This is a genomic window from Kineococcus vitellinus (assembly GCF_009906315.1).
In the GTDB taxonomy this organism is placed as follows: Bacteria; Actinomycetota; Actinomycetes; order Actinomycetales; family Kineococcaceae; genus Kineococcus; species Kineococcus vitellinus.
This window is the reverse complement of the sequence record NZ_JAAALL010000033.1, coordinates 1-23,184: the sequence shown is the minus strand read 5'-3', so window position 1 is coordinate 23,184 and position 23,184 is coordinate 1. Positions and strand designations below refer to the sequence as shown.

Sequence of the window (23,184 nt, the reverse complement as noted above, 5' to 3'; positions counted from 1 at the left end):
GCCGGGGACGCCGGGGACGCCGGGGACGGGACGGGCGCGGTCGCGGCGGCGACGGGCTGGTCGGGGCAGGTGGCCAGCACGCGCGCGATGGCGTCGCGCTCGGCGGCGGTGACCCACAGCCCCCAGGCGGCCTTGACCGCCACCTGGCGGGCGACGTAGCTGCAGCGGAAGCCGGTGTTCGGCGGCAGCCAGGTGGCGGCGTCGCCGTCGCCCTTCTGCCCGTTGAGGGGACCGTCGACGGCCAGCAGCTCCAGCGGGTCGTTGGCGAAGGCGACGCGCTCGGCGGCGTCCCACCGCTGGGCGCCCTTCTGCCAGGCGTCGGAGAGGGCGACGACGTGGTCGACCTGCACGGCGCCGGAGGTGCCCTCGCCGCGCGCGAAGGCGATGGTCCCCCCGCCGTAGGGGTCGGCCAGGGTGCCGCTGAGCACGACGCAGCCGCCGGGGTCGAGGACCTCCCCGGTCAGGTCGCGGGCCAGGACGTCGTCGCGGGTGTCGCAGCCGTTGCCGTCCGCGTCGCTCCAGCCGTCGCCGAACCGCTCGCGCTCGTAGCCGGTCCTCGGCGCGCGGCCCTTCACCGCGAGGGTGCCCAGCTGCGCGAGGGCGGTGCCCGGTGCGCCGCCCGCCGCGGGTGCGGCGGGGTCGCCCGTGGTGCACCCCGCGAGCAGCGCCGGGGCGCCCAGCGCGGCGCAGAGCGCGAGCGCGGACCACCGCGTGCCGCCCACCGCGACCCCCTCCTGCGTGCTCGTGCGTCGTGCGTCGTCCCGGTCCGCCGCCGCCCGTCCGGCCTCCCCGGCGGCGGAGCAGGGGTCAGCGGGAGGCGGTGTACGCGGCCCAGGCCGTCTCGACCGCGGCGAGCGCCGTCTCGTCCTGCAGCGAGGTGACGTCGCCGCCGCCGCGACCGGCGGTCATGTCCGCCATGAGCCGGCGCATGATCTTGCCCGAGCGGGTCTTGGGCAGGTCCGGCACCACGACGACGTCGCGCGGCCGGGCGACGGGGCCGATCTGCTGCGCCACGTGGGCGCGCAGCAGGTCGGCCAGCGCGCTGTCGCCCGGGTCGTCGGCGGGCGCGCCGCCGCGGGTGATGACGAAGGCCACGATGCGCTGGCCGGTGGTCTCGTCGGGGGCGCCGACGACGGCCGCCTCGGCGACCCGCGGGTGCGAGACCAGCGCGGACTCCAGCTCGATGCTGGAGAGGCGGTGCCCGGAGACGTTGAGGACGTCGTCGATGCGCCCGCCGATCCAGATGTAGCCGTCGGCGTCCTTGGTGGCCGCGTCGCCCGCCAGGTACCAGCCCTGCGCGGCGTACGGCTCCCAGTAGGACTTCACGAACCGCGCGTGGTCGCGCCACACCGTGCGCGCCATGCCCGGCCAGGGCCGGGTGATGACGAGGACGCCGGTCTGGCCGGGAGCGCACTCGGCCCCCGCCTCGTCGACGACCGTGGCCGCCAGGCCCGGCAGCGGCACGGTGCCGGAGCCGGGCTTGAGCGGCGTCACCCCGGGCAGCGGGGCCACGACCGCGGCGCCCGTCTCCGACTGCCACCAGGTGTCGACGATCGGGCAGCGCCCGCCGCCGACCTCGCGGTGCAGCCACGTCCACGCCTCGGGGTTGATGGCCTCGCCGACCGAACCCAGCAGCCGCAGCGAGCTGAGGTCGAAGCGCGCCGGCAGTTCCGGCCCGTGCTTCATGAACGTCCGCACGAGCGTGGGCGCGGTGTAGTAGATCGTCACGCCGTACTTCTCGATGACCTCGAAGTGCCGGCCCGGGTGCGGGGTCAGCGGCGACCCCTCGTAGATCACCTGGGTGACGCCGTTGGACAGCGGCCCGTACATCTCGTAGCTGTGCGCGGTCACCCAGGCCAGGTCCGCCTGGCACCAGTACACGTCGTCGTCCTTGACGTCGAACACCGCCCAGTGCGACCACGAGGTGTGCGTCAGGTAGCCGCCGCTGGTGTGGACCAGCCCCTTCGGCTTCCCGGTGGTGCCGGAGGTGTAGATGATGAACAGCGGGTTCTCCGCGTCGAAGCTCGGCGCCACGTGCTCGGTGCTCTGGCGCTCCACGAGCTCGTGCCACCACACGTCGCGGCCGGCCGTCCACGGGACGTCCGGGGTCCGCTCCCCGGTGCGGCGCAGCACGAGGACGTGCTCGACGTGCTCCAGCCCGGCGACGGCCTCGTCGGCCGCGGCCTTCACCGCGACGGCCGTGCCGCGCCGGAACTGCCCGTCGGTGCAGACGAGCAGCTTGGCGCCGGTGTCCTCGACGCGGAAGCGCAGCGCCTCGGCGGAGAAACCCCCGAACACCAGGGAGACGACGGCGCCGATGCGCGCGCACGCCATCGTCGTCACGATCGTCTCCGGCAGCACCGGCAGGTAGAGCACGACGCGGTCGCCGTGGCCGACGCCGAGCTCCTCGAGCGCGTTCGCCAGCCGGCACACCTCGTCCTTGAGCTGCGCGTAGGTGATCGTGCGCGAGTCCCCGGGTTCGCCCTCCCAGTGCAGCGCGACCTTGTCCCCGCGGCCGGCGGCGACGTGGCGGTCCACGCAGTTCACCGCGACGTTGAGCCTGCCGCCGGTGAACCACTGCGCCGTCGGCAGCGTCGAGCCGTCGAACACCGTCGTGAAGGGCTCGTCCCACTGCAGCCGCCGGGCCTGCTCGGCCCAGAACGCCTCCGGGTCGGCCGCGGCCCGCTCGTACTCCCGGGCCCCGACGTTGGCCTGCGCGGTGAACTCCGGCGGCGGGGGGAAGAGGAGGTCCTCGGCGGGCGTGGGCGCGGTGCTCATGCGGGTGTCGTCCTCGCGGGGGGCTCGGGGAACGGGCTCGGGAGCGCGGGCGGCGGTGGCCGGCTTGGTCGCCAGGGTAGCCGCGCCGTACCCTCGAGCCGTGCCCGCGCGAGGAACCGCGAACGGCCGGTCCACCGACCGGTCCTTCCGCGCTGTCCAGCGCCGCCACGTGGACCTGTGCCGCACCCGCTCCGCCGCCTGTCGCTGACCCGCGCCCGCCCCGTCCCGCAGGTCACCACAGCCCCCAGGGGGTCGCATGTCCCCGTCCACCCGTCCCACCCTGCTGCGCCTGGGCGTCGAGCTCGACGGCGCCGGCCGCCACCCCGCCGCCTGGCGGCTGCCCGGGGCCCGCCCCGCGGAGCTGTTCACCGCCGCCCACTGGCGGCGCCTGGCCGCCACCGCCGACGCCGCCGACCTCGACCTGCTCGTGGTCCCGGACTCCCACCGCCTGGCCTCGGAGCGCGAGGCCGACCAGCGCGGGCGCCTGGACGCCGTCGCGGTCGCCGCCCACCTCGCGCCGCTGACCGCGCGCACGGGCCTGGTGCCCGCCGTCCCGGTGACCCACACCGAGCCGTTCCACACCTCCAAGGCGATCGCCACGCTGGACTTCACCAGCCTCGGCCGCGCGGGCTGGCAGGTGGAGGTCGCCACCACCGCCGAGGAGGCCGACGCCTTCGGCCGCAAGGGCGTCCAGGCCGGCGGCGAGCTGTGGCGGGAGGCCGCCGAGACGGTCGACGTCGTGCGCCGGCTGTGGGACAGCTGGGAGGACGACGCCGTCGTGCGCGACGTGGCCACCGGCCGCTACGTGGACCGCGGCAAGCTGCACCACGTCGACTTCCGGGGCGAGCACTTCTCCGTCAAGGGCCCCTCGATCACCCCCCGCCCCCCGCAGGGGCAGCCGCCCGTCGTCGTGCCGGTGCGCGACGAGGCCTCGCTGGCCGTGGCCGCCGCGCACGCCGACGTCGCCCGCGTGCAGGCGCCCGACGAGGCGAGCGCCGCCGAGCGGGCCCGGCAGCTGCGCGCGGCCGCCGGGCGCGACCTGCTGGTGCTGCTCGACGTGGAGGTCCTGCTGCGCCCCGACGCGGCCGCCGCGCTCGAGACCGCCGCCCACCTGGACGAGCTGAGCCCCGGGCACCCCCCGCGCTGCCTGCGCCACCTGGGCACGCCGGACTCCCTCGCGCAGGCGCTGGCGCAGCTGCCCGACGGCCTCGACGGCGCCGTCCTCGCCCCGCTGGACCTGCCCGCCACCCTGGACCTGCTGGCCACCGACGTCGTCCCGCTGCTGCGCGCGCGGGGGCTGCGCCCGCCCGCTCCGCCCGCCGGGGCCGCCGGCACGCTGCGCGGGCGCTTCGGCCTGCCCCGCCCCACCAGCCGCTACGCCCGACCCGTCGCGGGAGGAACCCGATGAGCCGCCGCCAGGTCCACCTCGGCGCCCACTTCCCGGGCGTCAACGCCACCACCGTCTGGCGCGACCCCCGCGCCGGCAGCCAGGTCGACTTCTCCTCCTTCACCCACCTGGCCCGCACCGCCGAGCGCGGGCTCATGGACTTCTTCTTCCTCGCCGAGGGGCTGCGGCTGCGCGAGCAGCGCGGGCGGATCTACGACCTCGACGTCGTCGGGCGCCCGGACACCCTCACGGTGCTGGGCTCGCTGGCCGCGGTGACGACGCACCTGGGCCTGGCCGGGACGATCAACGCGACGTTCAACGAGCCGTACGAGCTGGCCCGGCAGTTCGCCTCGCTGGACCACCTGTCCGGCGGGCGCGCGGCGTGGAACGTCGTCACCAGCTCCGACGCCTTCACGGGCGAGAACTTCCGCCGCGGCGGCTACCTGGCCCACTCCGAGCGCTACGCGCGCGCCCGCGAGGTCGTCGACGTGGCCCGGGAGTTCTGGGACTCCTGGTCCGGCGACGCGCTGGTGGCCGACCCCGGGCGCGGCGTCTTCGCCGCCGGCGCCGGCATCGGGACGGTCGAGCACACCGGGCCGCAGTTCGACGTGCGCGCTCCCGGGCTGCTGCCGCGCAGCCCCCAGGGGCACCCGGTCCTCTTCCAGGCCGGGGACTCCGACGAGGGCCGCGAGTTCGGCGCCACGTACGCCGACGCCATCTTCACGATGCACGGCAGCCTGGAGGCCGGGCGGCGCTTCACCGCCGACCTGCGCGCGCGGGCGGTGCGCGCCGGCCGCTCCGGCGAGGACCTGAAGATCCTGCCCGGGGCGACGTTCGTGCTCGGCGACACCCCCGAGCAGGCCCGTGAGCGCGCGTACGAGATCCGGCTGCAGCAGGTCGGCCCGGAGCAGGCGGTGGCGTTCCTGGAGCAGGTGTGGGGACGCGACCTCAGCGGCCTGGACCCCGACGGGCCGCTGCCGGACGTCGACCCGGACCCGGCCTCCACCATCTCCCAGGGACGGGTCAAGCACGCCAAGGACCCCGTCGCGGTGGCCCGCGGCTACCGCGAGCTGGCGCAGGCGAACGGCTGGAGCGCCCGGGAGCTGGTCATCGAGGTCTCCGGCCGCCAGCAGTTCGTCGGGACCCCCGAGCAGGTCGCGCAGGAGATGGACGACTACGTGCAGGCCGACGCCTGCGACGGGTTCATCCTCGTGCCCAGCCTCACCCCGACCGGCCTCGACGAGTTCGTCGACCGCGTCGTCCCGCTGCTGCAGGAGCGCGGCAGCTACCGCACCGCCTACAGCGGCACCACCCTGCGCGACCACCTCGGCCTGCGCCACCCGCACCAGCACGCCGCCCACCGCGCCACCGCCTGAGGAGCCCCCGTGACCGCCACCACGCTCGACACCGCCGCCGCCCGCACCCGCTGGGAGGACTGGCGCGCCCGGCGCACCGCCGAGCTCGGCCGCCCGCACGGCTGGCTCAGCCTCACGGGCCTGCACTGGCTGGAGGCCGAGCCGGCCGCCGTCGCCGACCTGCCCGGCCGCTGGGCCTCGGCCGAGGGCGGGGTGCGCCTGCTGGCCGCCGCCGCCGACGGCCTGCTCGTCGAGGGCGCCGCCGTCGACGGCGAGCTGTTCGTGCCCACCCCCGAGGGGGCGCCGGGAACCCTCGTCGAGGTCGGTGATCGGCGCGTGGAGGTGATGCAGCGCAGCGGGTTGCACGCGCTGCGGGTGCGCGACCCGCACGCGCCCGCGCTGGCCGCGTTCACGGGCGTGCCGGTGTTCGACTTCGACGAGCGCTGGGTCCTGGAGGGCGCCTTCACCCCCTTCGAGCAGGTCCGCGACGTCGTCGTCGGCGCCGTGGTCGAGGGTCTGCGGCACCACCAGGAGGGTGTCGGCACGATCCGCTTCGAGGTCGACGGGCAGCCGCAGGAACTGCTGGCCTACGGCGCCGCGGACGGGCTGACCGTCCAGTTCACCGACGCCACCAGCGGGGTCACGACGACCGGGACGACCCGTTCCCTGAGCGTCGACGCGCCCGGCCCCGACGGCCGCGTGGTGCTGGACCTCAACCGCGCGCAGAACCTGCCGTGCGCGTTCACCGACCACGCCACCTGCCCGCTGCCGCCGGCGGAGAACCGGCTGCGGATCGCCGTGGACGCCGGCGAGAAGGACCCCCGGTGAACGCTGCCCCGACGCTCGCGGCCGCGCCGTTCGACGCGGCCGAGCTCGCGGCGCTGCGCGCGGACTTCCCGATCCTGTCCCGCACGACGCGCTCGGGCAGGCCGCTGGTGTACCTGGACTCGGGGGCGACGTCGCAGAAGCCGCTGGCCGTCCTCGACGCCGAGCGGCGCTTCTACACCGAGCACAACGCGGCCGTGCACCGCGGCGCGCACCAGCTCGCCGAGGAGGCCACCGACGCCTTCGAGGCCGCCCGCGCCGCGGTCGGCGCCTTCGTGGGCGCGCCGGCCCACGAGGTGGTGTTCACCAAGAACGCCACCGAGTCGCTGAACCTCGTCGCGCACGCCTTCAGCACCTCCACGGCCTACGCCCAGCGCGGCAGCGCGCCGCAGGGCCAGCGCGTCGACCCGCGGTTCGTCCTCGCCGAGGGCGACGAGGTCCTCGTCACCGAGGCCGAGCACCACGCCAACCTCGTGCCGTGGCAGGAGCTGTGCGCGCGCACCGGCGCGGTGCTGCGCTGGGTGGGGGTCACCGACGACGGGCTGCTCGACGCCGACGCGCTGGACGGGCTCGTCACCGAGCGGACCCGGGTGGTGGCGTTCGCGCACGCCTCCAACGTCCTGGGCGCCGTCGCCGACGTCGCCCGCTTCGTCGCCGCGGCCCGCCGGGTGGGGGCGGTCACCGTCCTGGACGCCTGCCAGTCCGTGCCGCACCTGGGGGTGGACCTGCCCGCCCTCGGCGTCGACCTGGCGGCCTTCTCCGGCCACAAGGCGCTCGGGCCCTCGGGCGTCGGGGTGCTGTGGGGGCGCGCGGAGCTGCTGGAGGCGATGCCCCCGTTCCTCACCGGCGGCTCGATGATCGAGCTGGTGCGCATGGAGCGCTCCACCTACGCCCCGGCGCCGCAGAAGTTCGAGGCCGGCGTGCCGATGGCCGCGCAGGCCGTGGGCCTGCACGCCGCGGTGGACTACCTGCGCGCCCTGGCCCCCGGCGGGCGCGGCATGGAGCGCGTCGAGGCCCACGAGCGCGCGCTGACGGCGCTGCTGCTGGAGCGCCTCGCCGAGCTGCCCTGGGTGCGGGTCGTGGGGCCGGCCGCGGCCGCGGACCGGGTCGGCCTGGTCTCCTTCGTGCTCGAGGGCGTGCACGCCCACGACGTGGGGCAGCTGCTCGACGACGAGGGGGTGGCCGTGCGGGTGGGCCACCACTGCGCCTGGCCGCTGCACCGCCGCCTCGGCGCGGCGGCCACCACCAGGGTGAGCTTCGGGCCCTACAACCAGCCCTCCGACGTGGACGCCGTCCTGCGCGGCCTGCACCGCGCGCACGAGCTGTTCGCCTGAGCGGGGGCGCGTGAGAGCCTGGGCGCCGTGGACCTGTACCAGCAGCTGATCATCGAGCACTCCAAGCGGCCGCACGGCAGCGGGTTGCGCGAGCCCTTCGGCGCCCAGGTCCACCACGTGAACCCCACCTGCGGCGACGAGGTGACGCTGCGCGTGGACGTCGCCGACGACGGCACGGTGCGCGACGTGTCCTACGACGCGGAGGGCTGCTCGATCAGCCGCGCCTCGGCCTCCGTCCTGCACGACCTCGTCGTCGGCCGGCCGCTGGAGCAGGTGCAGCGCACCCGCGAGGCGATGCACGGCATGCTCACCAGCAGGGGCGAGGACGCGGGCGACGAGGACGTGCTCGGCGACGGCGTCGCCCTCGCCGGGGTGTCCAGGTACCCGGCCCGGGTCAAGTGCGCGCTGCTGAGCTGGAGCGCGCTGGCCGACGCGGTCCTGCGGGTGCGCCCGTGCTGATCCGCGCGTTCGCCGACGCCGACTGGCAGCAGGTGTGGCCCTTCTTCGACGAGGTCGTCGCCGAGGAGGAGACGTACGCCTACCCGCGCGGGCTGACCTCCGAGCGCGCCCGCGCGCTGTGGGTGGAACCCCCGCCGGCGTCCGCGGTCGTCGCCGTCGAGGACGACCGCGTGCTGGGCACGGCCAGGTGGGGGCCGAACCGGCCCGGCCCGGGTGCGCACGTGGCGACGGCGAGCTTCATGGTCTCCCCGGCCGCACGTGGCCGCGGCGTCGGCCGCGCGCTGGGCGAGCACGTCCTGGCCGCGGCGCGCGAGCAGGGTTTCCTCGCCATGCAGTTCAACGCCGTCGTCGAGACGAACGCACCGGCCGTCGCGCTCTGGCAGTCGCTGGGTTTCGCCGTCGTGGGCACCGTCCCGGAGGCGTTCGAGCACCCCGTGCACGGCCTCGTGGGCCTGCACGTGATGCACCGGAGGTTGTGAGCGGGTTGAGCCCGGACGCCGGGTGCGCGTATGCTCGGCGCGAGAACACCATCCAGAGCGGCTGAGAGACCTGGCTCGGCGACGTCGCAGCAACCCCCCGGCAACGGGCGCGGGTGCTTCCGCCAGGACCGATGGAGGAGAACCGTGAGCGCCAAGTCCCACGTGCCGATCCTGCGGCGGGTCGTCGACCTGTGCCGCACCTGCTCCACCGGCTGTCGCTGACCGCGAGCACCACCCCCCACCGGGCCCGTCGCCCGGTGCGCTGCGGCCTGCGCTCGTGCGGTCGCGGTCCCACGTCAGCCCTCCTGGAGCCCCCTTGCGCACCCGCACGCCCCTGCTCGCCGTCCCCGCCCTGCTCGCGCTGTTCACCGCCGCCGCCTGCGGCGGGGGAGGGGACGAGCCCGGTTCCGCCGCCGGCGACGGCACCCCGGTCCGCGGCGGGGACCTCCGGTTCGCCATCTCCGTCGACTCCGGCTGCATCGACCCCCAGCAGGTCGGCAACAACGACGCGCTGAACGTCGGCCGCCAGCTGGTGGACTCCCTGACGGTGCAGAGCCCCGAGGACGGCTCGATCCAGCCGTGGCTGGCGCAGTCCTGGGAGGTCAGCCCGGACGCCACGACGTTCACCTTCCGGCTGCGCCCCGGCGCCACGTTCAGCGACGGCACCCCCGTCGACGCGGCGGCCGTCAAGGCGAACCTCGACGGCATCGTCGCCCTGGGCGCCAAGGCCTCCCTCGGCTCGACCTACCTGGCCGGGTACGCGGGGACCACGACGCCGGACGCGCAGACCGCCGTCGTGGCCTTCGAGCGGCCCAGCGCGCAGTTCCTGCAGGCGACCTCGACGATGAGCCTGGGGCTGGTCTCCACCTCCACCACCACCGCCGACCCCGCCGCCCGCTGCGACGGCAGCGCGCTGGTCGGCTCGGGCCCGTTCACGGTGGGTTCCTACACCAAGGACAGCGAGGTGGTGCTGGAGAGGCGCACCGGCTACGACTGGGGCCCCACGGGCTCCAAGCACACCGGCGAGGCGTACCTGGACACCATCACCTACCAGGTGGTGCCCGAGTCCAGCGTCCGCACCGGCTCGCTGGTCTCGCAGCAGATCGACGCGACCGCGGGGATCGCCTCCCAGGACCTGCCGCAGTTCGACGGCAACGGCTTCTGGACGCAGCGGCGGGCCAACCCGGGGATCCCGTACAACTTCTTCCCCAACGAGTCCCGTCCGCTGTTCTCCGACGAGCGGGTGCGCCGGGCGCTGTCCGCCGCGATCGACCGCGAGCAGCTCGCCGCGATCCTCAACCCCGGCGACGTGGCGGTCACCTCGGCGCTGTCGGCCTCCACGCCCTCGGCCCCCGACGACGCCGACCTGCTCGCGCACGACCCCGACGCCGCGGCGCAGCTGCTCGACGAGGCCGGCTGGGTGCCGGGCGCGGACGGGATCCGCACCCGGGACGGGCAGCGGCTCACCTTCACCGTGACGTTCTGGCAGCCGGTGTCCGCGGTGCTCGAGCTCGTGCAGCAGCAGCTGCGCGAGGTCGGCGTCGACCTGCAGCTGAAGCAGGCCACCGTGGCGGAGACGAACGCGGTGCAGGAGTCCGGCGACTACGACGTGCTCTTCTACAACCTCACCCGCTCTGACCCCGACGTGCTGCGCACCGTCTTCGCGCAGAGCGCGCGCAACGTCACCCAGCGCCCGCGCGGCCCCGTCGACGACGCGCTGGACCAGCAGGCCGCGACGCTGGACGCCGCGCAGCGCTCCCAGCTGGTCGCGCAGGCCTCCCAGCAGCTGCTGCAGGAGGCGCACTCGATCCCGCTCGTGGAGCTGTCGACCGTCATCGCCGCCCGCGAGGAGGTCCACGACCTGCAGTTCGAGGGTTCCTCCCGGCTGTGGTTCTACGACGCGTGGATCCAGGCGTGAGCAGCGCCCTCGCGGGCTACCTCGCCCGCCGGGTCGGGCAGGCCGTCCTCGTGCTGTGGGCCGCCTTCACGGTGACGTTCGCCATCCTCTACCTGCTGCCCAGCGACCCCGTCGCGGTGATGCTGGGCGGCGGGCAGGGCGAGCAGGTCGACGTCGACCCCGCCCAGCTGGCCGCGCTGCGCGCCGAGCACGGCCTCGACGACCCGCTGCCCGTGCAGTACGCCGCCGCGCTGTGGCGCACGCTGCACCTGGACCTGGGCACCTCCATCTCCAACGGCGCCCCCGTCACCCGGCTCATCGCCGACGCGCTGCCGCAGACCGCCCTGCTCGCGGCCGCGGCGTTCGCCCTGGCCCTGGTGCTGGGGGTCGCCACCGCGCTGGCCAGCACGTGGGCGCGCTGGGGCTGGGTGCGCAGCCTGCTGCTGGCGCTGCCCCCGCTGGGGGTCTCGCTGCCGACGTTCTGGGTCGGCCTGCTGCTGATCCAGCTGCTGTCCTTCCGCGTGCCGGTCTTCCCCGCGCTGGGCAACGAGGGCGCCGCCAGCCTGGTGCTGCCGGCGGTGACGCTGGCCGTGCCGGTGTCCGCCTCGATCGCCCAGGTGCTCGCCCGCGGGCTGCGCACCGCCCTCGCCGAGCCCTACGTGGAGACCGCCCGCGCCAAGGGCGCCTCCCGGGCGCGCGTGCACCTGCGCCACGCCCTGCGCAACGCGACGATCCCCGCCCTGACGATCGCCGGCGTCATCGTCGGCAACCTGCTCGCGGGCGCCGTGGTCGTGGAGACCGTCTTCTCCCGCGTGGGCATCGGGCGGCTGACCGTGAGCGCCGTCAACGGCCAGGACATCCCGCTGGTGCAGGGGCTCGTGCTCCTGGCGGCGGCGGTGTTCGTGGCGACCAACCTCGTCGTCGACCTGCTCTACCCGGTCGTCGACCCGCGCATCCGCCTCCTCGGCGGCGCCCGCGCCTCCGCGCGGCGCACCGCGCGCGCCACCGCCCGTCCCGTCGTGGGGAGCACCTCGTGAGCAGCACCTCCCGCCCCGCCCCGCCGGAGTCGGTCCTCGACGTGCTGGAGATCGAGCAGCGCTACCGCCGCCGGGCCGGCGCGCTCGGCGCCCGGCGCGCCCGGCGCCCGGGCCGGCGCCTGCCGGCGTGGGTGCGCCGCCCGGACCTGCTGCTCGCGGTCGCGGTCGTCGCGCTGGTCCTCGCCTGGGCGCTGGTGCCGTCGGTGTTCACCGGGCAGAGCCCGATCGACGGCGTGCCCGCCGACCGCCTGCAGGGGCCGTCGGCGGCGCACCCCTTCGGCACCGACCACCTGGGCCGGGACCTGTTCGCCCGCGTCGTCCACGGCTCGCGGCTGACGCTGCAGGCCACGGTCCTCGCCGTCCTCATCGGGCTGGTCGCGGGTTCCGCGATCGGCCTGGTCGCCGGTTTCGTGCGCGGGGTCGTCGACGACGTCGCGATGCGCGTCGTGGACGTCCTGCTGTCCATCCCCGCGCTGCTGCTGTCGATGGCGCTCATCACGGCGCTGGGCTTCGGCACGGTGAAGGTGGCGATCGCCGTCGGCATCGGCACCGTCGCGAACTTCGCCCGGGTGATGCGCTCGGAGGTCCTCAAGGTCGGCGCGGCCGTCTACGTGGAGGCCGCCCGGGCCAGCGGCGTGCGCACGAGCGCCGTGCTGCTGCGCCACGTCCTGCCCAACGCCGCCGGCCCCGTGCTGGCGCTGTCCGCCCTGGAGTTCGGCATCGCCGTGCTGGCCGTCTCCGCGCTGAGCTTCCTCGGCTTCGGCGCCCCGCCGCCCGCGCCCGAGTGGGGTTCGCTCGTCTCCGGCGGGCGCGACTACCTGGCCACCGCCTGGTGGCTGACGACGCTGCCGGGCCTCGTGGTCGCCGCCGTCGTGCTGTCGGCCAACCGCATCGCCCGTGCGCTGGAGCGGAGGACCGCCGCGTGAGCGCCCCGCTGCTGCAGGTGAGCGACCTGCGCATCTCCTACGGTTCCGGCAGCCACCGGCGCGAGGTCGTGCACGGCGTCTCCTTCGAGGTGCACCCCGGCGAGGTCGTCGCCGTCGTCGGGGAGTCGGGGTCGGGCAAGAGCACCACCGCCCACGCCGTCGTCGGCCTGCTGCCCGCCTCCGGCGCCGTGGACGGCGGTTCGGTGCGCCTGGAGGGCGAGGAGCTCGTCGGGCTGCCCGAGAGGGCGTGGCGCTCGGTGCGCGGAGCGCGCATCGGCCTGGTGCCCCAGGACCCGACGCTGTCGCTGAACCCCGTCAAGCGCGTCGGCGAGCAGGTGGCCGAGGCGCTCGTGGTGCACGGGCTGGCCAGGGGCGCGGCGGCGCGCGCGCAGGCCGTGGAGCTGCTCACCGCGGCCGGCCTGCCCGACGCCGGCGTGCGCGCCCGGCAGTACCCGGCCGAGCTGTCCGGGGGGATGCGCCAGCGCGTCCTCATCGCCGTCGGCCTCGCGGCCGGGCCCCGGCTGCTGGTGGCCGACGAGCCGACGAGCGCCCTCGACGTGACGGTGCAGCGCCAGGTGCTGGACCACCTGGAGCACCTGCGGCGCGAGAGCGGCACGGCGGTGCTGTTCATCACCCACGACCTCGCCGTGGCCGCCGACCGCGCCTCGCGGGTGGTGGTGATGTCGCAGGGGCGCGTCGTGGAGACGGGCAGCGCCCGGCAGGTGCTCACCGCACCCCGCCACCCCTACACCGCCTCGCTGGTGGCCAGCGCCCCCAGCCTGTCCAGCGCCCGCGTCACCGCGCTCCCGCGCGCGGCGGCGAGCGCGGTGCCGGCACCCGCGGCACCCGCGGCACCGGTGGGGCGGGCGGCAGCGGGAGCCGGGGAACCCCTCGTGCAGGTGCGCTCGCTGGTCAAGGAGTTCGCCCTGCCCGGGCGCGGGCGCACCCAGCGCGCCGTGGACGGCGTCAGCTTCTCGATCGGGCGGGGGGAGACCCTCGGCCTGGTCGGCGAGTCCGGGTCCGGCAAGACGACCACGGCCCGCCTGGTCCTGGGCCTGGAACGCCCCACCTCCGGGCAGGTGCTCGTCGAGGGCCGGGACACCGCCGGCCTGCGCGGGCGCGCGTGGCGCGAGCTGCGCCGCCGGATGCAGCTGGTCTACCAGAACCCCTACGCCTCCCTGGACCCCCGCGTGGCCGTCGGCGAGACCGTCGCCGAACCCCTGCGCGCCTTCGGCGTCGGCGACCGCGCGAGCCGGCGGCGGCGCGCCGCCGAGCTGCTGGAGAAGGTGCAGCTGCCGGCGGACGTGCTGGAGCGCCGCCCGGCGGAGCTGTCCGGCGGGCAGCGCCAGCGGGTCGCGATCGCCCGGGCGCTGGCGCTGGACCCCGAGCTGGTCGTCTGCGACGAACCGGTGTCCGCGCTCGACGTGTCCGTCCAGGCCCGCATCCTGGAGCTGCTCGTGCAGCTGCAGGCCGACCAGGGCCTGAGCTACCTGTTCATCTCCCACGACCTGGCCGTCGTGCGCCAGATCAGCGACCGGGTGGGCGTCATGCGCCACGGCGAGCTCGTGGAGCTGGCACCCACCGCCGAGGTGTTCACCCGGCCGCGGCACCCCTACACCGTCGAGCTGCTGGAGGCCATCCCCGGCCGGCGGGCGCTGGAGGAGGTGCCGTGACCGCGGCCCCCGGCGAGCTCGTGGTCCGGGTGGTGCAGGTGCACGACGAGATCGCCCGGCCGCTGTTCGACGACCTCGCCCGCGAGTACGGCACCCGCTACGGCGGGACCCCGGAGCAGGTGCGCCACGAGCTGGAGCGCTTCCCCGCCGCCGAGTTCGAGCCGCCCCACGGCGTGCTCCTGCTGCTGCTGGAGGAGGGGGCCCCCGTCGCGGGCGGGGCGTTCCGCCGCTTCGACGAGCGGACCGCGGAGCTGAAGCGCATCTGGACCCACCCCGGGCACCGCCGGCGCGGGCTGGGCCGCCGGGTCCTCGCCGAGCTGGAGGAGCGCGCCGCGCAGGAGGGCTACGGCCGGATCCACCTGACCACCGGCCCCCGCCAGCCGGAGGCCAGGGAGCTGTACCTGCGCTGCGGCTACCGGCCGCTGTTCGACCTGGACGCCGACCCGGAGAGCATCGGGCCGCTGGCCTTCGAGAAGGACCTGACCGCAGCGTGAGAGCCGCAGCGTGAGAGGGGGCGGGTACCGGAGAGACCCCCGGTACCCGCCCCCTGCCGCACCCCGCGGGACGTCCCGCGGGACGCCCCGTCCGGCGCGCCTCAGCCGGCCGGCTGGCGCGCGACCTCCGCGGCCCACGCGCGGGTGGCCTCGACGTCGCGGTGCATCTGCTCCACGAGCTCCTCGGAACCGGAGAACGCCAGCTGCGGGCGCAGCTGGCGGTGCAGCAGCACGAGCACCTCGCGGTCGTAGAGGTCGGCGCTGACGTCGAGCAGGTGCGCCTCGAGCAGGCGCACGCCGTCGGCGGCGTAGTACGTCGGGCGGCGGCCCACCGAGACCGCGGCCACGTGCACCGGGCCGTCGAGGGCGGGGTCCACCTGCACCGTGCCCGCCCACACCCCGTCGAGCAGGTGCTCGTCCTCGTCGGGCAGCGACAGGTTCACGGTGGGGAAGCCGAGGGTGCGGCCCCGGGCGTCCCCGTGCTCCACCGTGCCGCGCACCTCGAGGACGAGACCGTCCCCCGCCGGCCGGGGCACCGGGATCCGCAGGTCCATGTCGAAACTCCCTCACGTCGTCGGCAGGCGCCGGGCGGTGCCCGCGCCTTGCCCGCGGGGTCCCGCGGGCCGGGTCATCACCCGGGGCACCCCACGCACGGGAGGGGGTTGCCGGCCGACCAGCCGGGGCTTCGCGTCGGCGCTCGTGACCTGTCCCAGGATCCCACGCCCCCGTGCGGGTGGTCAACGCGATCACCCGCACGGGCGGCGCTCAGCCGGTCTTCGGCAGCCCCGGGGGGTTGACCACGGAGGTGGGCACGGCCTCCTCGGCGAGGTTCCAGCGCTCCAGGGTCTTCGCGTAGGCGCCCGTCGCGATGAGGTGGTTCACAGCGTCCGCCAGCGCCTGCACGAGGCCGTTGCCCTTCTGCGTCGTGGCGGCGATGTCGGCCTGGACCGTGCCGCCGCCCGGCACCAGGCCCACGACCTTCGTGTCCCCGGCGACGAGGGCGTGGTACGCGGCGGTGGGGTTGGGCCCGAAGGCGGCCTGGATGCGGCCCGACTTCAGCGCCAGGTAGGTGTCGGAGGCCTGCTGGTAGTACTGGATCGTCACCGGCTCGCGCCCGGCCGCCCTGTTCCGGGCGTCCCAGTCGAGCAGCACCTTCTCCTGGTTGGTGCCCGAGCCGACCGAGACCGTCAGGCCGGCGACGTCCTCGGGCCCGTCGATGCTCGTGATCCCCGAGTCCGCCGGCACCTCCCACGCCAGCGTGTCCACGCGGTAGGAGGCGAAGTCGTACTTCTCCTTGCGCTCCTCGGTGACGGTGATGTTGGAGAACCCGACGTCGTACTGGCCGGACTCCATCGACAGGAAGAGGTTCTCCCACGACGTCGTCCGCACCTCGGGTTCCAGGTCGAGCACCTGCGCGACGAGCAGGGCGAGGTCGGGCTCGATGCCGATGACGGTCTCGTCGTCGTCGGCCCGGAAGCTCAGCGGGGGGTTGCCGCTGCCGGTGGTCCCGATGACGAGGCTGCCGCGCTCGCGGATCGCCCGCGGCACCTTCGCGGCGATCTGCGGGACCGCGTCGACGGTGAGGCGGCCGGCCTGCTCGGGGCTGGTGTCGACCCCGCCGCCGGCGGCGGCGGTGGTGGTGTCGGCGGCGGCGGTGGGGTCGGCGGACGCGCCGCTGCAGGCGGACAGCAGGGCGGGGGCGGCGGCGAGCGAGACGAGCCAGGTCCTGCGGGTGATCACGGGTTCTCCTGAGGGGTCGGGCCTGCGCGCGGCAGGCCGGCAGGGCGGTCCGGCGCTGCGCCGGACCGAGGTCGTGGGGAGGGGTCGTGGGGAGGGCCTCGCGGGGAGGGGTCAGAGCACCTTGGCCAGGAAGGCGCGGGTCCGCTCGTGCCGCGGGGCGTCGAGCACCTCGGCGGCGGAACCCTCCTCGACGACGACGCCCTCGTGCATGAACAGGACGCGGTCGGCCACCTCGCGGGCGAAGCCGATCTCGTGGGTGACGACGACCATCGTCGTCCCGGCGCGGGCCAGGTCCCGGATGACGTCGAGCACCTCGCCCACCAGTTCGGGGTCCAGCGCCGAGGTGGGTTCGTCGAAGAGCACCAGCGAGGGTTCCAGCGCCAGCGCCCGGGCGATGGCGACGCGCTGCTGCTGGCCGCCGGACAGGCGCCGGGGGTACTCGTCGGCCTTGTCCGCCAGCCCGACCCGCTCCAGCAGCGCGCGCGCCCTGGGGAGCACCTCGCTGCGCCGGCGGCGCTGGGCCGAGAGCGGGGCCTCGGCGACGTTCTCCAGCACCGTCAGGTGGGGGAAGAGGTTGAAGTGCTGGAAGACGAAGCCGATCCCCGAGCGCTGGCGCAGCACCTCGCGCTCGTGCAGCTCGCGCAGGTGGTTCCCGGCGCGCCGGTAGCCGATGAGCTCGCCGTTGACCTCGACGAGGCCGGCGTCCACCTTCTCCAGGTGGTTGATGGTGCGCAGCAGGGTGGACTTGCCCGAACCGGAGGAACCCAGGACGGCGGTGACGGTGCCGGCCTGCACGGTGAGGTCGATGCCGCGCAGGACCTCCAGGGCGCCGAACCGCTTGTGGACCCCCTGCAGGTGGACCACCGGGCGCCGGTCGGTGCCCGCGCTCACCGGGTCACCCCCGCCCGGCGGGAGCGGGCGGCCCGCAGGGAGCGCACGGCGACCAGCAGCGGCAGCCGCTGGTCCTCGCGGGTGCTGCCCCGCCCGTAGTAGCGCTCGACGGCCCACTGCAGCACCGACAGGACGGTGGTGAGGGCGAAGTACCAGACCGCCGCGACGAGCAGCAGCGGAATCACCTGACCGGTGCGGTTGTAGACCACCTGGACCTGGTAGAAGAGCTCGGGCAGCGCCATGACGTAGACGACCGACGTCCCCTTGAGCAGGCCGATGACCTCGTTGCCCGTCGTGGGCACGATGATGCGCAGCGCCTGCGGCAGCTGGATGCGCCAGAACTGCCGGCCGCGCGGGATGCCGAGCGCGGCGGCGGCCTCGCGCTGACCGGGGTCCACGGCGAGGAAACCGGAACGCACGATCTCCGCGAAGTAGGCCGCCTGGTGCAGGCCCAGGCCCAGGAACGCGGCGGTCACCGGCCCGATGAGGTCCTGGGTGGGGATCGTCCAGAACTGCGGCCCGAACGGCACGCCGAACCCGATCCGGTCGTACAGGATCGCCAGGTTGTACCAGAACAGCAGCTGCAGGATCAGCGGCACGGACCGGAAGACGCTGATGTAGGTGAAGCTGACCCCCTTCAGCAGCGGGTTGGCGGACATCCGCATCAGCGCCAGCACGGTGCCCAGCACGAGCCCGATCGCCGTCCCCACGAGGGTCAGGCGGACCGTCAGCCACAGCGAGTCCAGGATCGTCGCGGAGAACAGGTACTGCCCGACGGTGGGCCAGTCCCAGGCGGGGTTGGTCACCAGGGCGTTGACGGCCATCGCGGCCAGCACCGCGACGACGGCGGTGGCGACCCAGCGCCACGGGTGGCGCGCCGGCAGCACCCGCAGCGCGTGCGCCGTCCCCGGCGCGGCGGGTGCCCCGGGCGTCCCGGCGGCGCCCGCGCCGACCTGCGGGGTGGTGCTCGTGGGCGGGGTCATCGTCCGCGACCTCCGGCGGGATCGGCCGGCTGCAGGCCGGGGACGGGTGCGGTGGCTGCGCCGGTGACCTCGCCGGTGACCTCGCCGGTGACCTCGCCGGTGACCTCGCCGGTGACCTCGCCGGTGACCTCGCCGGTGGGCAGGCCGGTGGACTCCAGCAGGCGGGCGGCCAGGCGGTCGTGGTGGCGGAACAGGGGTGCGTCGGTGCCGGGGCGGGCGAACGCCGCGGCGGCCGCCTCCCCGCTCACCCAGGCGCCCGTGGCGAAGCGGCGCGGGTGCACCGCGCCGTCGGCGTGCACGAGCCTGCCGAGCGCGTCCACCACGAGCCGGCCGTCGGAGAGCCGGGCCCCGTCCTCCAGCAGCTCGTGGGCGCGGACCTCGCCGCGCTCGCGCAGCCGGGTCAGCAGGACGTCGGAGGTGCGCTCCAGGTCCGGCTGCGGCAACCGGGCCTCCACCAGCGCCCGGGCGTGCAGGACGTGCGGGCCGCTGGCGGAGGTCACGACGAAGGCGCCCGCGTCCGGGTCGGCGCTCACCCGCACGTCGGCGCCGACGAAGCGCAGCACCCCGGCCCGGGCCAGGGCGGCCAGCTGGCGCAGCCGCTGGGGCGGGGGGCCGCTCGCGACGTGGCTGAAGAACCCGTGCCACCACCCGCCGACGTCCACGGCGCTGGAGCGGGCGTCCAGCCGGCCCGCCGCGTGCAGGCGGGCGACGACGACGTAGGCCGACAGCAGCGCGGTGACGACCGCCGCGTCGGGGGAGTGCCGCGGGTCGGTCCGCCGGGCGCGGTCGGCCTCCAGGTGCTCCAGCACCCGCGCGTGCACCTCCTCGCCCGAGGTCCCCCACCAGCCGTCCAGGGGGCGGTCGAGGGCGCTCAGGTCGAAGCGGTCCGCGGGGTCGGGGACGGCGCGGGCGACCAGCTCGTCGGCCTGGCCGCTGCCCCAGGGGGAACGGGAGAAGCGGGCGTCGAACTCGGCGGCCGCGACCCGGGTGCGCTCGGGGTGGGCCCGGAACAGCTGCCGGTAGTGCGCCCCGGCGAGCTCCTTGGCCACCAGCGGCCACAGGTCGGCCCGCAGGTCCAGCGGACCGTCCGGGCGCAGGGCGGTGGCGGCCTCCACCGTGAAGTGCCGCGGCAGCCCCAGGTCGGTGGGCGCCGCGTAACCGATCTTGGAGCGGTACGGCACACCGCGCCGCGACCCCGCGTGCAGCACGGGTTCGCGCCCGCTGGGCAGGTAGTCCAGGCGGCCGTCGGCGCGTTCGGCGAAGCGCCCGCCGCGGCCCTCGGTGAGGCGCACCACGAGGTCGACGAACGCCAGCCCCATGCCCACCACGGCGACGTCCGCGCCCGCCGGCAGGACGTCCAGGTCGAGGTCGCCGGTGTACCCGGGAGGCACGTGGGCCAGCCCGTGGGCCTCGGCGAACGTGCGCAGCCTGCGCTCGCGCGGGCCGGGGTGCACGTCCAGGTGGCCCTGCACCAGCAGCACGGTGTCGACGGCCAGGGGTTCCGCGCGCCCGTCCAGGTGCACCAGCTGCCGGTCGTCCGCCCCCTCGCGCACGTCGAGGGCGGCGCGCGGGTGCCGGTGCACGCGCACCGCGGGCGGCAGGCCGGCGATCGTGCGCTCCCAGGCCCAGCGCAGGTAGCGGCTGGCCAGCCGCCGGGAGACGAAGGAACCCTCCTCGACCGCGAGCACCTCCCGGCGCAGCGGCTCGTCGCCCGCGGCGGCCGCCTCGGCGGCCAGCCGTTCGCGGTGCTCCACGACCCAGCCGTGCAGGGACGGCCCCGTGCCCGCCGGGCCGGGCAGGCCGGTGACGCTGTCGTCGGGCAGGACGGTGATGTCCGCCGCCCGCGAGTTCATCCACAGCAGGGGTCCCTGCTCCTGCCGCCAGACGCGGCCGGCGCCGGGGTCGAACGGGTCGGCGACGTGGACCTCCAGCGCGGCGCCCGTCAGGGTCGCGCGGGCGCCGAGGCGCTGCAGCAGGCCGAGGGTCCTCGGCCCGGCGCCGACGACGCAGAGGCTGCGCGCGGCGCCGGGGTCCCCGGCGGTGTCCCGCGCAGGGTCCGTCGCGGTGTCCCGGGCGGTGTCCTCGACGGGGGTCTGAACGGGTTTCTCGGTGGGTTTCCGGGTGGGCACGGGAGGGCTCCAGGGGTGGTCGCGTCGACGACGCGCGCGACGTCCGGGGGGTTCCGGGAGGCGCGTGCCTCCCGCCGCGGCGGACGCTGGTCAGTGCCCGGAACAGGTGGCGGAGCTCAGCCGCCCGAGGTCCACGTGACGGCGCCGGGTCAGGGGCGTCCGGGTTGCGGTGCTGCGCACGTGCTGCTCCCATCGGCCTGGCGGGAGCACCCGCACCCGTTCGCACGGGGGGTTGCTGCGGCGTCGTCGAGCCAGGTCTCTCGGCCGCTCTGGATGGATGGTGGAACCCTAGCGCACCCGGAGTGCGCTGCGCCAGAGGCGTTCTGGGGCAGCACGCTCCGGGTTCCGGATCAGCGCCGGATCAGCGCCGGATCAGCGCCGGGTGAGCGGGGGGCGCAACCCCAGGTGCTCGCGCAGCGTCGTGCCGACGTACTCGGCGGGGTACGCGCCGCGCTCCTGCAGGGCGGGCACGAGCTGGTCGACGATCTCGTCGAGGCCGCTGGGCACCAGGTACGGGGAGATGTTGAACCCGCTGCTGGCGCCCGTGCGCACCCAGTGCGTCAGCTCGTCGGCCACCTGCGACGGGGTTCCCGAGAAACCCCGCTCTGAGGAGTTGTGGATGACCAGCTCGCGCAGCGAGAACTTGTTCTCCTCGGCGACGGCCCGCCACTGGCGGGCGACCTCGCGCGGGTCGTGCCCCTGGCGGGCGGCGCCGCGGGTGCCGTCGATGCCGGCGATGACGGGGTCGTGCGCCGGCAGCGGGCCGTCCGGGTCGTGGCCGGACAGGTCCTCGCCCCACACCTGCCCGACCAGCGACAGGGCGGTGGCGGGGGTGACCTGGTTCTCCACCACCCAGCGCGCCTTCTCCTCGGCCTCGGCCGCGGTGTCGCCGAGGACGATCTGGGTGCCGGGCAGGACGAGCAGGTCGTCCTCCGGGCGCCCGGCGGCCACGACCCGCCGGCGCAGGTCGTCGGCGAAGGCGAGCGCGTCGGCGTGGTGGGTGCCGTGCCGGGAGAAGACGACGTCCGCCGAGCGCGCCGCGAAGTCGCGGCCGGCGGGGGAGTCCCCGGCCTGGAAGACCACCGGGTGCCCCTGCGGGCTGCGCGGCACGGTGGGCAGGACCTCGACGTCGAAGAACCCGTCGTCGGCGAGGACCGGCGAGAACGCCGTGCCGTCCCAGCTGTCCCACACCCGGCGCGCCAGGGCGACGAAGCGCTCGGCGCGCTCGTAGCGGTCGGCGTGGTCCAGGTAGCCCCCGCGGCGGAAGTTCTCGCCCGTCCAGGCGTTGTCGGTCGTCACGACGTTCCAGGCGGCGCGGCCGCCGGAGAGCACGTCGAGCGAGGCCAGCCGGCGGGCCAGGTCCGCGGGGTCGTTGTAGGTGGTGTTCTGGGTGGCGACCAGGCCGATGCGCTCGGTGAGGCCCGCCAGGGTCGCCAGCTCGGTGAGCGCGTCGGGGCGGCCGACGACGTCGAGGTCGTGCAGGCGCCCGCGCTGCTCGCGCAGCCGCAGCCCTTCCCCGAGGAAGAACGCGTCGAACAACCCGCGCTCGGCGGTCCGCGCGAGCTGCACGAACGTGGAGTGGTGCAGCTGCGAACCGCTGCGCGGGTCCGACCAGATCGTCCCGTGGTTGACCCCCTGGAAGAACACCCCGAAGTGGACGGTGGCGTCGGGGAAGCGCAGGTCGTCGGTGGGTGCGGTGCTCACGCGGGGCTCCCGGAGAGGGTCGAGAAGCGGTTGACCGGCCGCGGCAGGCCGAGGGTGGAGCGCAGCGTCGACCCGCTGGGCGGCGGCTGCAGGAGGCGGGCCACCCGCAGCGCGGGCAGGGTCGTGCGCACCAGCTGGCGCAGGTCCTCGTCGAGCACCGCCGCGTGCAGTCGCACCCCGTCGACGCGACCGGCCAGGTCCTGCAGGAACCGGGCGAAGCCCTCGCCGGACCCGCTCCAGCGCACCCGCTCGCCGCGGGGGGCGGGTGCGTCGGCGTCCAGCGCGGCGATCCGCTCGGCGGCCGGCGCGGCGTCGGTGTCCAGCGCGAACTCCACCTCCACGACGACGAGCGGGCCGCCCGCGGTGCGCCGCGCCGCGGGGTCCCCGGTCAGCACGAGGTCGGCGACGCCGTCGGCCCCGGCGGCCGGCAGGTCCTGCGCGCGCACCGCCACCACCGGCTGACCCTGCGGGGGCCGCGGCACGGTGAGCGGTCCCCGCACCGACCAGCGGCCGGTGTCGACGTCCACCGCGTGCAGCCGGTCGCGGTCGACGTAGCGGCCCGTGGCCACGTCGCGGACGACGGCGTCGTCCTCCCAGGAGTCCCACAGCGCCCGCGCCGTGCGCACGACGTCCGCGAGCTCGGTGCGCGCGTCCTCGCCGGTCAGCACCGGCAGGTCCACCGCCCGCGCCGCGGCGGGCGGTGACGTGCTGGCGATCCACCCGGCGCGGCCGGCCGAGGAGTGGTCCAGCGAGGCGATCTGCGCGGCGAGGTGGAAGGGCTCGGAGTGCGTCGTGGCGGCGACGGGCAGCAGGCCGATCGCCTCGGTGGTGCCCGCGAGGAAGGCCGCGCGCTGCACGGCGTCGAGGTGGCCGACGGGGTTGCGCGCGTCCGGGAGCGGGGAGTCCTCGAACGTCAGCGCGGTCAGCCCCTGCGCCTGGGCGGTGACCGCGAAGCCGCGCAGCCGGGCGCCGGTCAACACCGCCTCGGGCGCGGTGCGCGAGCGGCGCCAGGCGGCGGGGTGCCAGCCGCCGCCGTCGACGTCGAGGAGGAGGGGGAACGGGGTGGGCATCGCAGCTCCGGTCGGTCGGGTGG

General features: G+C 75.9%; 21 protein-coding genes and 3 riboswitches. Of the genes, 11 read left to right on the top strand and 10 right to left on the bottom strand.

Annotation, left to right across the window (positions count from 1 at the left end):
* Both GTQ99_RS05065 and acs read right to left on the bottom strand, forming a co-directional pair.
* Positions 1-722 (bottom strand): GmrSD restriction endonuclease domain-containing protein (locus GTQ99_RS05065; RefSeq protein ID WP_166614650.1); only part of this gene is annotated, 722 nt, incomplete at its 3' end.
* 85 nt (positions 723-807) lie between these two features.
* Positions 808-2,778 (bottom strand): acetate--CoA ligase, encoded by a 1,971-nt coding sequence (gene acs, locus GTQ99_RS05060; RefSeq protein WP_166614649.1) that lies wholly within the window; start codon positions 2,776-2,778, stop codon positions 808-810.
* 256 nt (positions 2,779-3,034) lie between these two features.
* Between acs and GTQ99_RS05055 the strand changes: the two genes are divergently transcribed.
* The 11 genes from GTQ99_RS05055 to GTQ99_RS05005 all read left to right on the top strand — a co-directional run bounded on the left by GTQ99_RS05055 (position 3,035) and on the right by GTQ99_RS05005 (position 14,644).
* Entirely contained in the window at positions 3,035-4,186 is a 1,152-nt protein-coding gene (locus GTQ99_RS05055) for an LLM class flavin-dependent oxidoreductase (protein ID WP_166614648.1), read from the top strand.
* The gene (locus GTQ99_RS05050) at positions 4,183-5,541 is read left to right on the top strand and encodes an NtaA/DmoA family FMN-dependent monooxygenase (protein WP_166614647.1); all 1,359 of its coding nucleotides are present in this window, start codon (positions 4,183-4,185) and stop codon (positions 5,539-5,541) included. The genes GTQ99_RS05055 and GTQ99_RS05050 overlap by 4 nt, the downstream gene beginning before the upstream one ends.
* Positions 5,542-5,550: 9 nt before the next feature.
* Positions 5,551-6,348, top strand: coding sequence for a DUF1684 domain-containing protein (locus GTQ99_RS26640; RefSeq protein WP_166614646.1), 798 nt, complete (start codon positions 5,551-5,553; stop codon positions 6,346-6,348).
* Positions 6,345-7,679 carry a SufS family cysteine desulfurase gene (locus tag GTQ99_RS05040; protein WP_166614645.1) on the top strand — a complete coding sequence of 445 codons (1,335 nt, stop codon included), beginning with the start codon at positions 6,345-6,347 and terminating at the stop codon, positions 7,677-7,679. Before GTQ99_RS26640 ends, GTQ99_RS05040 begins: the two co-directional genes overlap by 4 nt.
* Positions 7,680-7,697: 18 nt before the next feature.
* Complete coding sequence (gene sufU, locus GTQ99_RS05035) at positions 7,698-8,138, top strand: Fe-S cluster assembly sulfur transfer protein SufU (protein ID WP_166614655.1); 441 nt, start codon at positions 7,698-7,700, stop codon at positions 8,136-8,138.
* Complete coding sequence (locus GTQ99_RS05030) at positions 8,132-8,617, top strand: GNAT family N-acetyltransferase (RefSeq protein WP_166614644.1); 486 nt, start codon at positions 8,132-8,134, stop codon at positions 8,615-8,617. The genes sufU and GTQ99_RS05030 overlap by 7 nt, the downstream gene beginning before the upstream one ends.
* A 45-nt stretch (positions 8,618-8,662) precedes the next feature.
* Positions 8,663-8,755: riboswitch (SAM riboswitch) on the top strand.
* A 178-nt stretch (positions 8,756-8,933) separates the two neighbouring features.
* Positions 8,934-10,535, top strand: coding sequence for an ABC transporter substrate-binding protein (locus GTQ99_RS05025; protein WP_166614643.1), 1,602 nt, complete (start codon positions 8,934-8,936; stop codon positions 10,533-10,535).
* Positions 10,532-11,551 (top strand): ABC transporter permease subunit, encoded by a 1,020-nt coding sequence (locus tag GTQ99_RS05020; RefSeq protein ID WP_166614642.1) that lies wholly within the window; start codon positions 10,532-10,534, stop codon positions 11,549-11,551. Before GTQ99_RS05025 ends, GTQ99_RS05020 begins: the two co-directional genes overlap by 4 nt.
* Before the next feature lie 173 nt (positions 11,552-11,724).
* Positions 11,725-12,477 carry an ABC transporter permease gene (locus GTQ99_RS05015; RefSeq protein ID WP_420814512.1) on the top strand — a complete coding sequence of 251 codons (753 nt, stop codon included), beginning with the start codon at positions 11,725-11,727 and terminating at the stop codon, positions 12,475-12,477.
* Positions 12,474-14,150, top strand: a complete 1,677-nt coding sequence (locus GTQ99_RS05010) for a dipeptide ABC transporter ATP-binding protein (RefSeq protein WP_166614641.1) — start codon at positions 12,474-12,476, stop codon at positions 14,148-14,150. The genes GTQ99_RS05015 and GTQ99_RS05010 overlap by 4 nt, the downstream gene beginning before the upstream one ends.
* Positions 14,147-14,644, top strand: a complete 498-nt coding sequence (locus tag GTQ99_RS05005) for a GNAT family N-acetyltransferase (protein ID WP_338074735.1) — start codon at positions 14,147-14,149, stop codon at positions 14,642-14,644. The genes GTQ99_RS05010 and GTQ99_RS05005 overlap by 4 nt, the downstream gene beginning before the upstream one ends.
* Before the next feature lie 101 nt (positions 14,645-14,745).
* Here GTQ99_RS05005 and GTQ99_RS05000 read toward each other — a convergent pair whose 3' ends face one another.
* The 8 genes from GTQ99_RS05000 to GTQ99_RS04970 form a co-directional block, all read right to left on the bottom strand.
* Positions 14,746-15,198 carry a riboflavin kinase gene (locus tag GTQ99_RS05000; RefSeq protein ID WP_166614640.1) on the bottom strand — a complete coding sequence of 151 codons (453 nt, stop codon included), beginning with the start codon at positions 15,196-15,198 and terminating at the stop codon, positions 14,746-14,748.
* A 38-nt stretch (positions 15,199-15,236) separates the two neighbouring features.
* Positions 15,237-15,349, bottom strand: a riboswitch (SAM riboswitch).
* Positions 15,350-15,409: 60 nt separating this feature from the next.
* On the bottom strand, positions 15,410-16,384 hold the full coding sequence (locus GTQ99_RS04995) for a transporter substrate-binding domain-containing protein (RefSeq protein ID WP_166614639.1): 975 nt from the start codon (positions 16,382-16,384) through the stop codon (positions 15,410-15,412).
* Positions 16,385-16,495: 111 nt separating this feature from the next.
* Positions 16,496-17,275, bottom strand: coding sequence for an amino acid ABC transporter ATP-binding protein (locus GTQ99_RS04990; protein WP_338074734.1), 780 nt, complete (start codon positions 17,273-17,275; stop codon positions 16,496-16,498).
* Positions 17,272-18,258, bottom strand: coding sequence for an amino acid ABC transporter permease (locus GTQ99_RS04985; protein WP_166614638.1), 987 nt, complete (start codon positions 18,256-18,258; stop codon positions 17,272-17,274). Before GTQ99_RS04985 ends, GTQ99_RS04990 begins: the two co-directional genes overlap by 4 nt.
* Complete coding sequence (locus GTQ99_RS04980; protein ID WP_166614637.1) at positions 18,255-20,387, bottom strand: FAD/NAD(P)-binding protein; 2,133 nt, start codon at positions 20,385-20,387, stop codon at positions 18,255-18,257. Before GTQ99_RS04980 ends, GTQ99_RS04985 begins: the two co-directional genes overlap by 4 nt.
* A gap of 90 nt (positions 20,388-20,477) precedes the next feature.
* The gene (locus GTQ99_RS27465) at positions 20,478-20,567 is read right to left on the bottom strand and encodes a putative leader peptide (RefSeq protein ID WP_420814511.1); all 90 of its coding nucleotides are present in this window, start codon (positions 20,565-20,567) and stop codon (positions 20,478-20,480) included.
* 6 nt (positions 20,568-20,573) lie between these two features.
* Positions 20,574-20,667, bottom strand: a riboswitch (SAM riboswitch).
* A 92-nt stretch (positions 20,668-20,759) separates the two neighbouring features.
* Positions 20,760-22,091, bottom strand: a complete 1,332-nt coding sequence (locus tag GTQ99_RS04975; RefSeq protein ID WP_338074733.1) for an NtaA/DmoA family FMN-dependent monooxygenase — start codon at positions 22,089-22,091, stop codon at positions 20,760-20,762.
* Positions 22,088-23,161, bottom strand: coding sequence for an LLM class flavin-dependent oxidoreductase (locus tag GTQ99_RS04970; protein ID WP_166614636.1), 1,074 nt, complete (start codon positions 23,159-23,161; stop codon positions 22,088-22,090). Before GTQ99_RS04970 ends, GTQ99_RS04975 begins: the two co-directional genes overlap by 4 nt.
* Positions 23,162-23,184 lie beyond the last annotated feature (23 nt).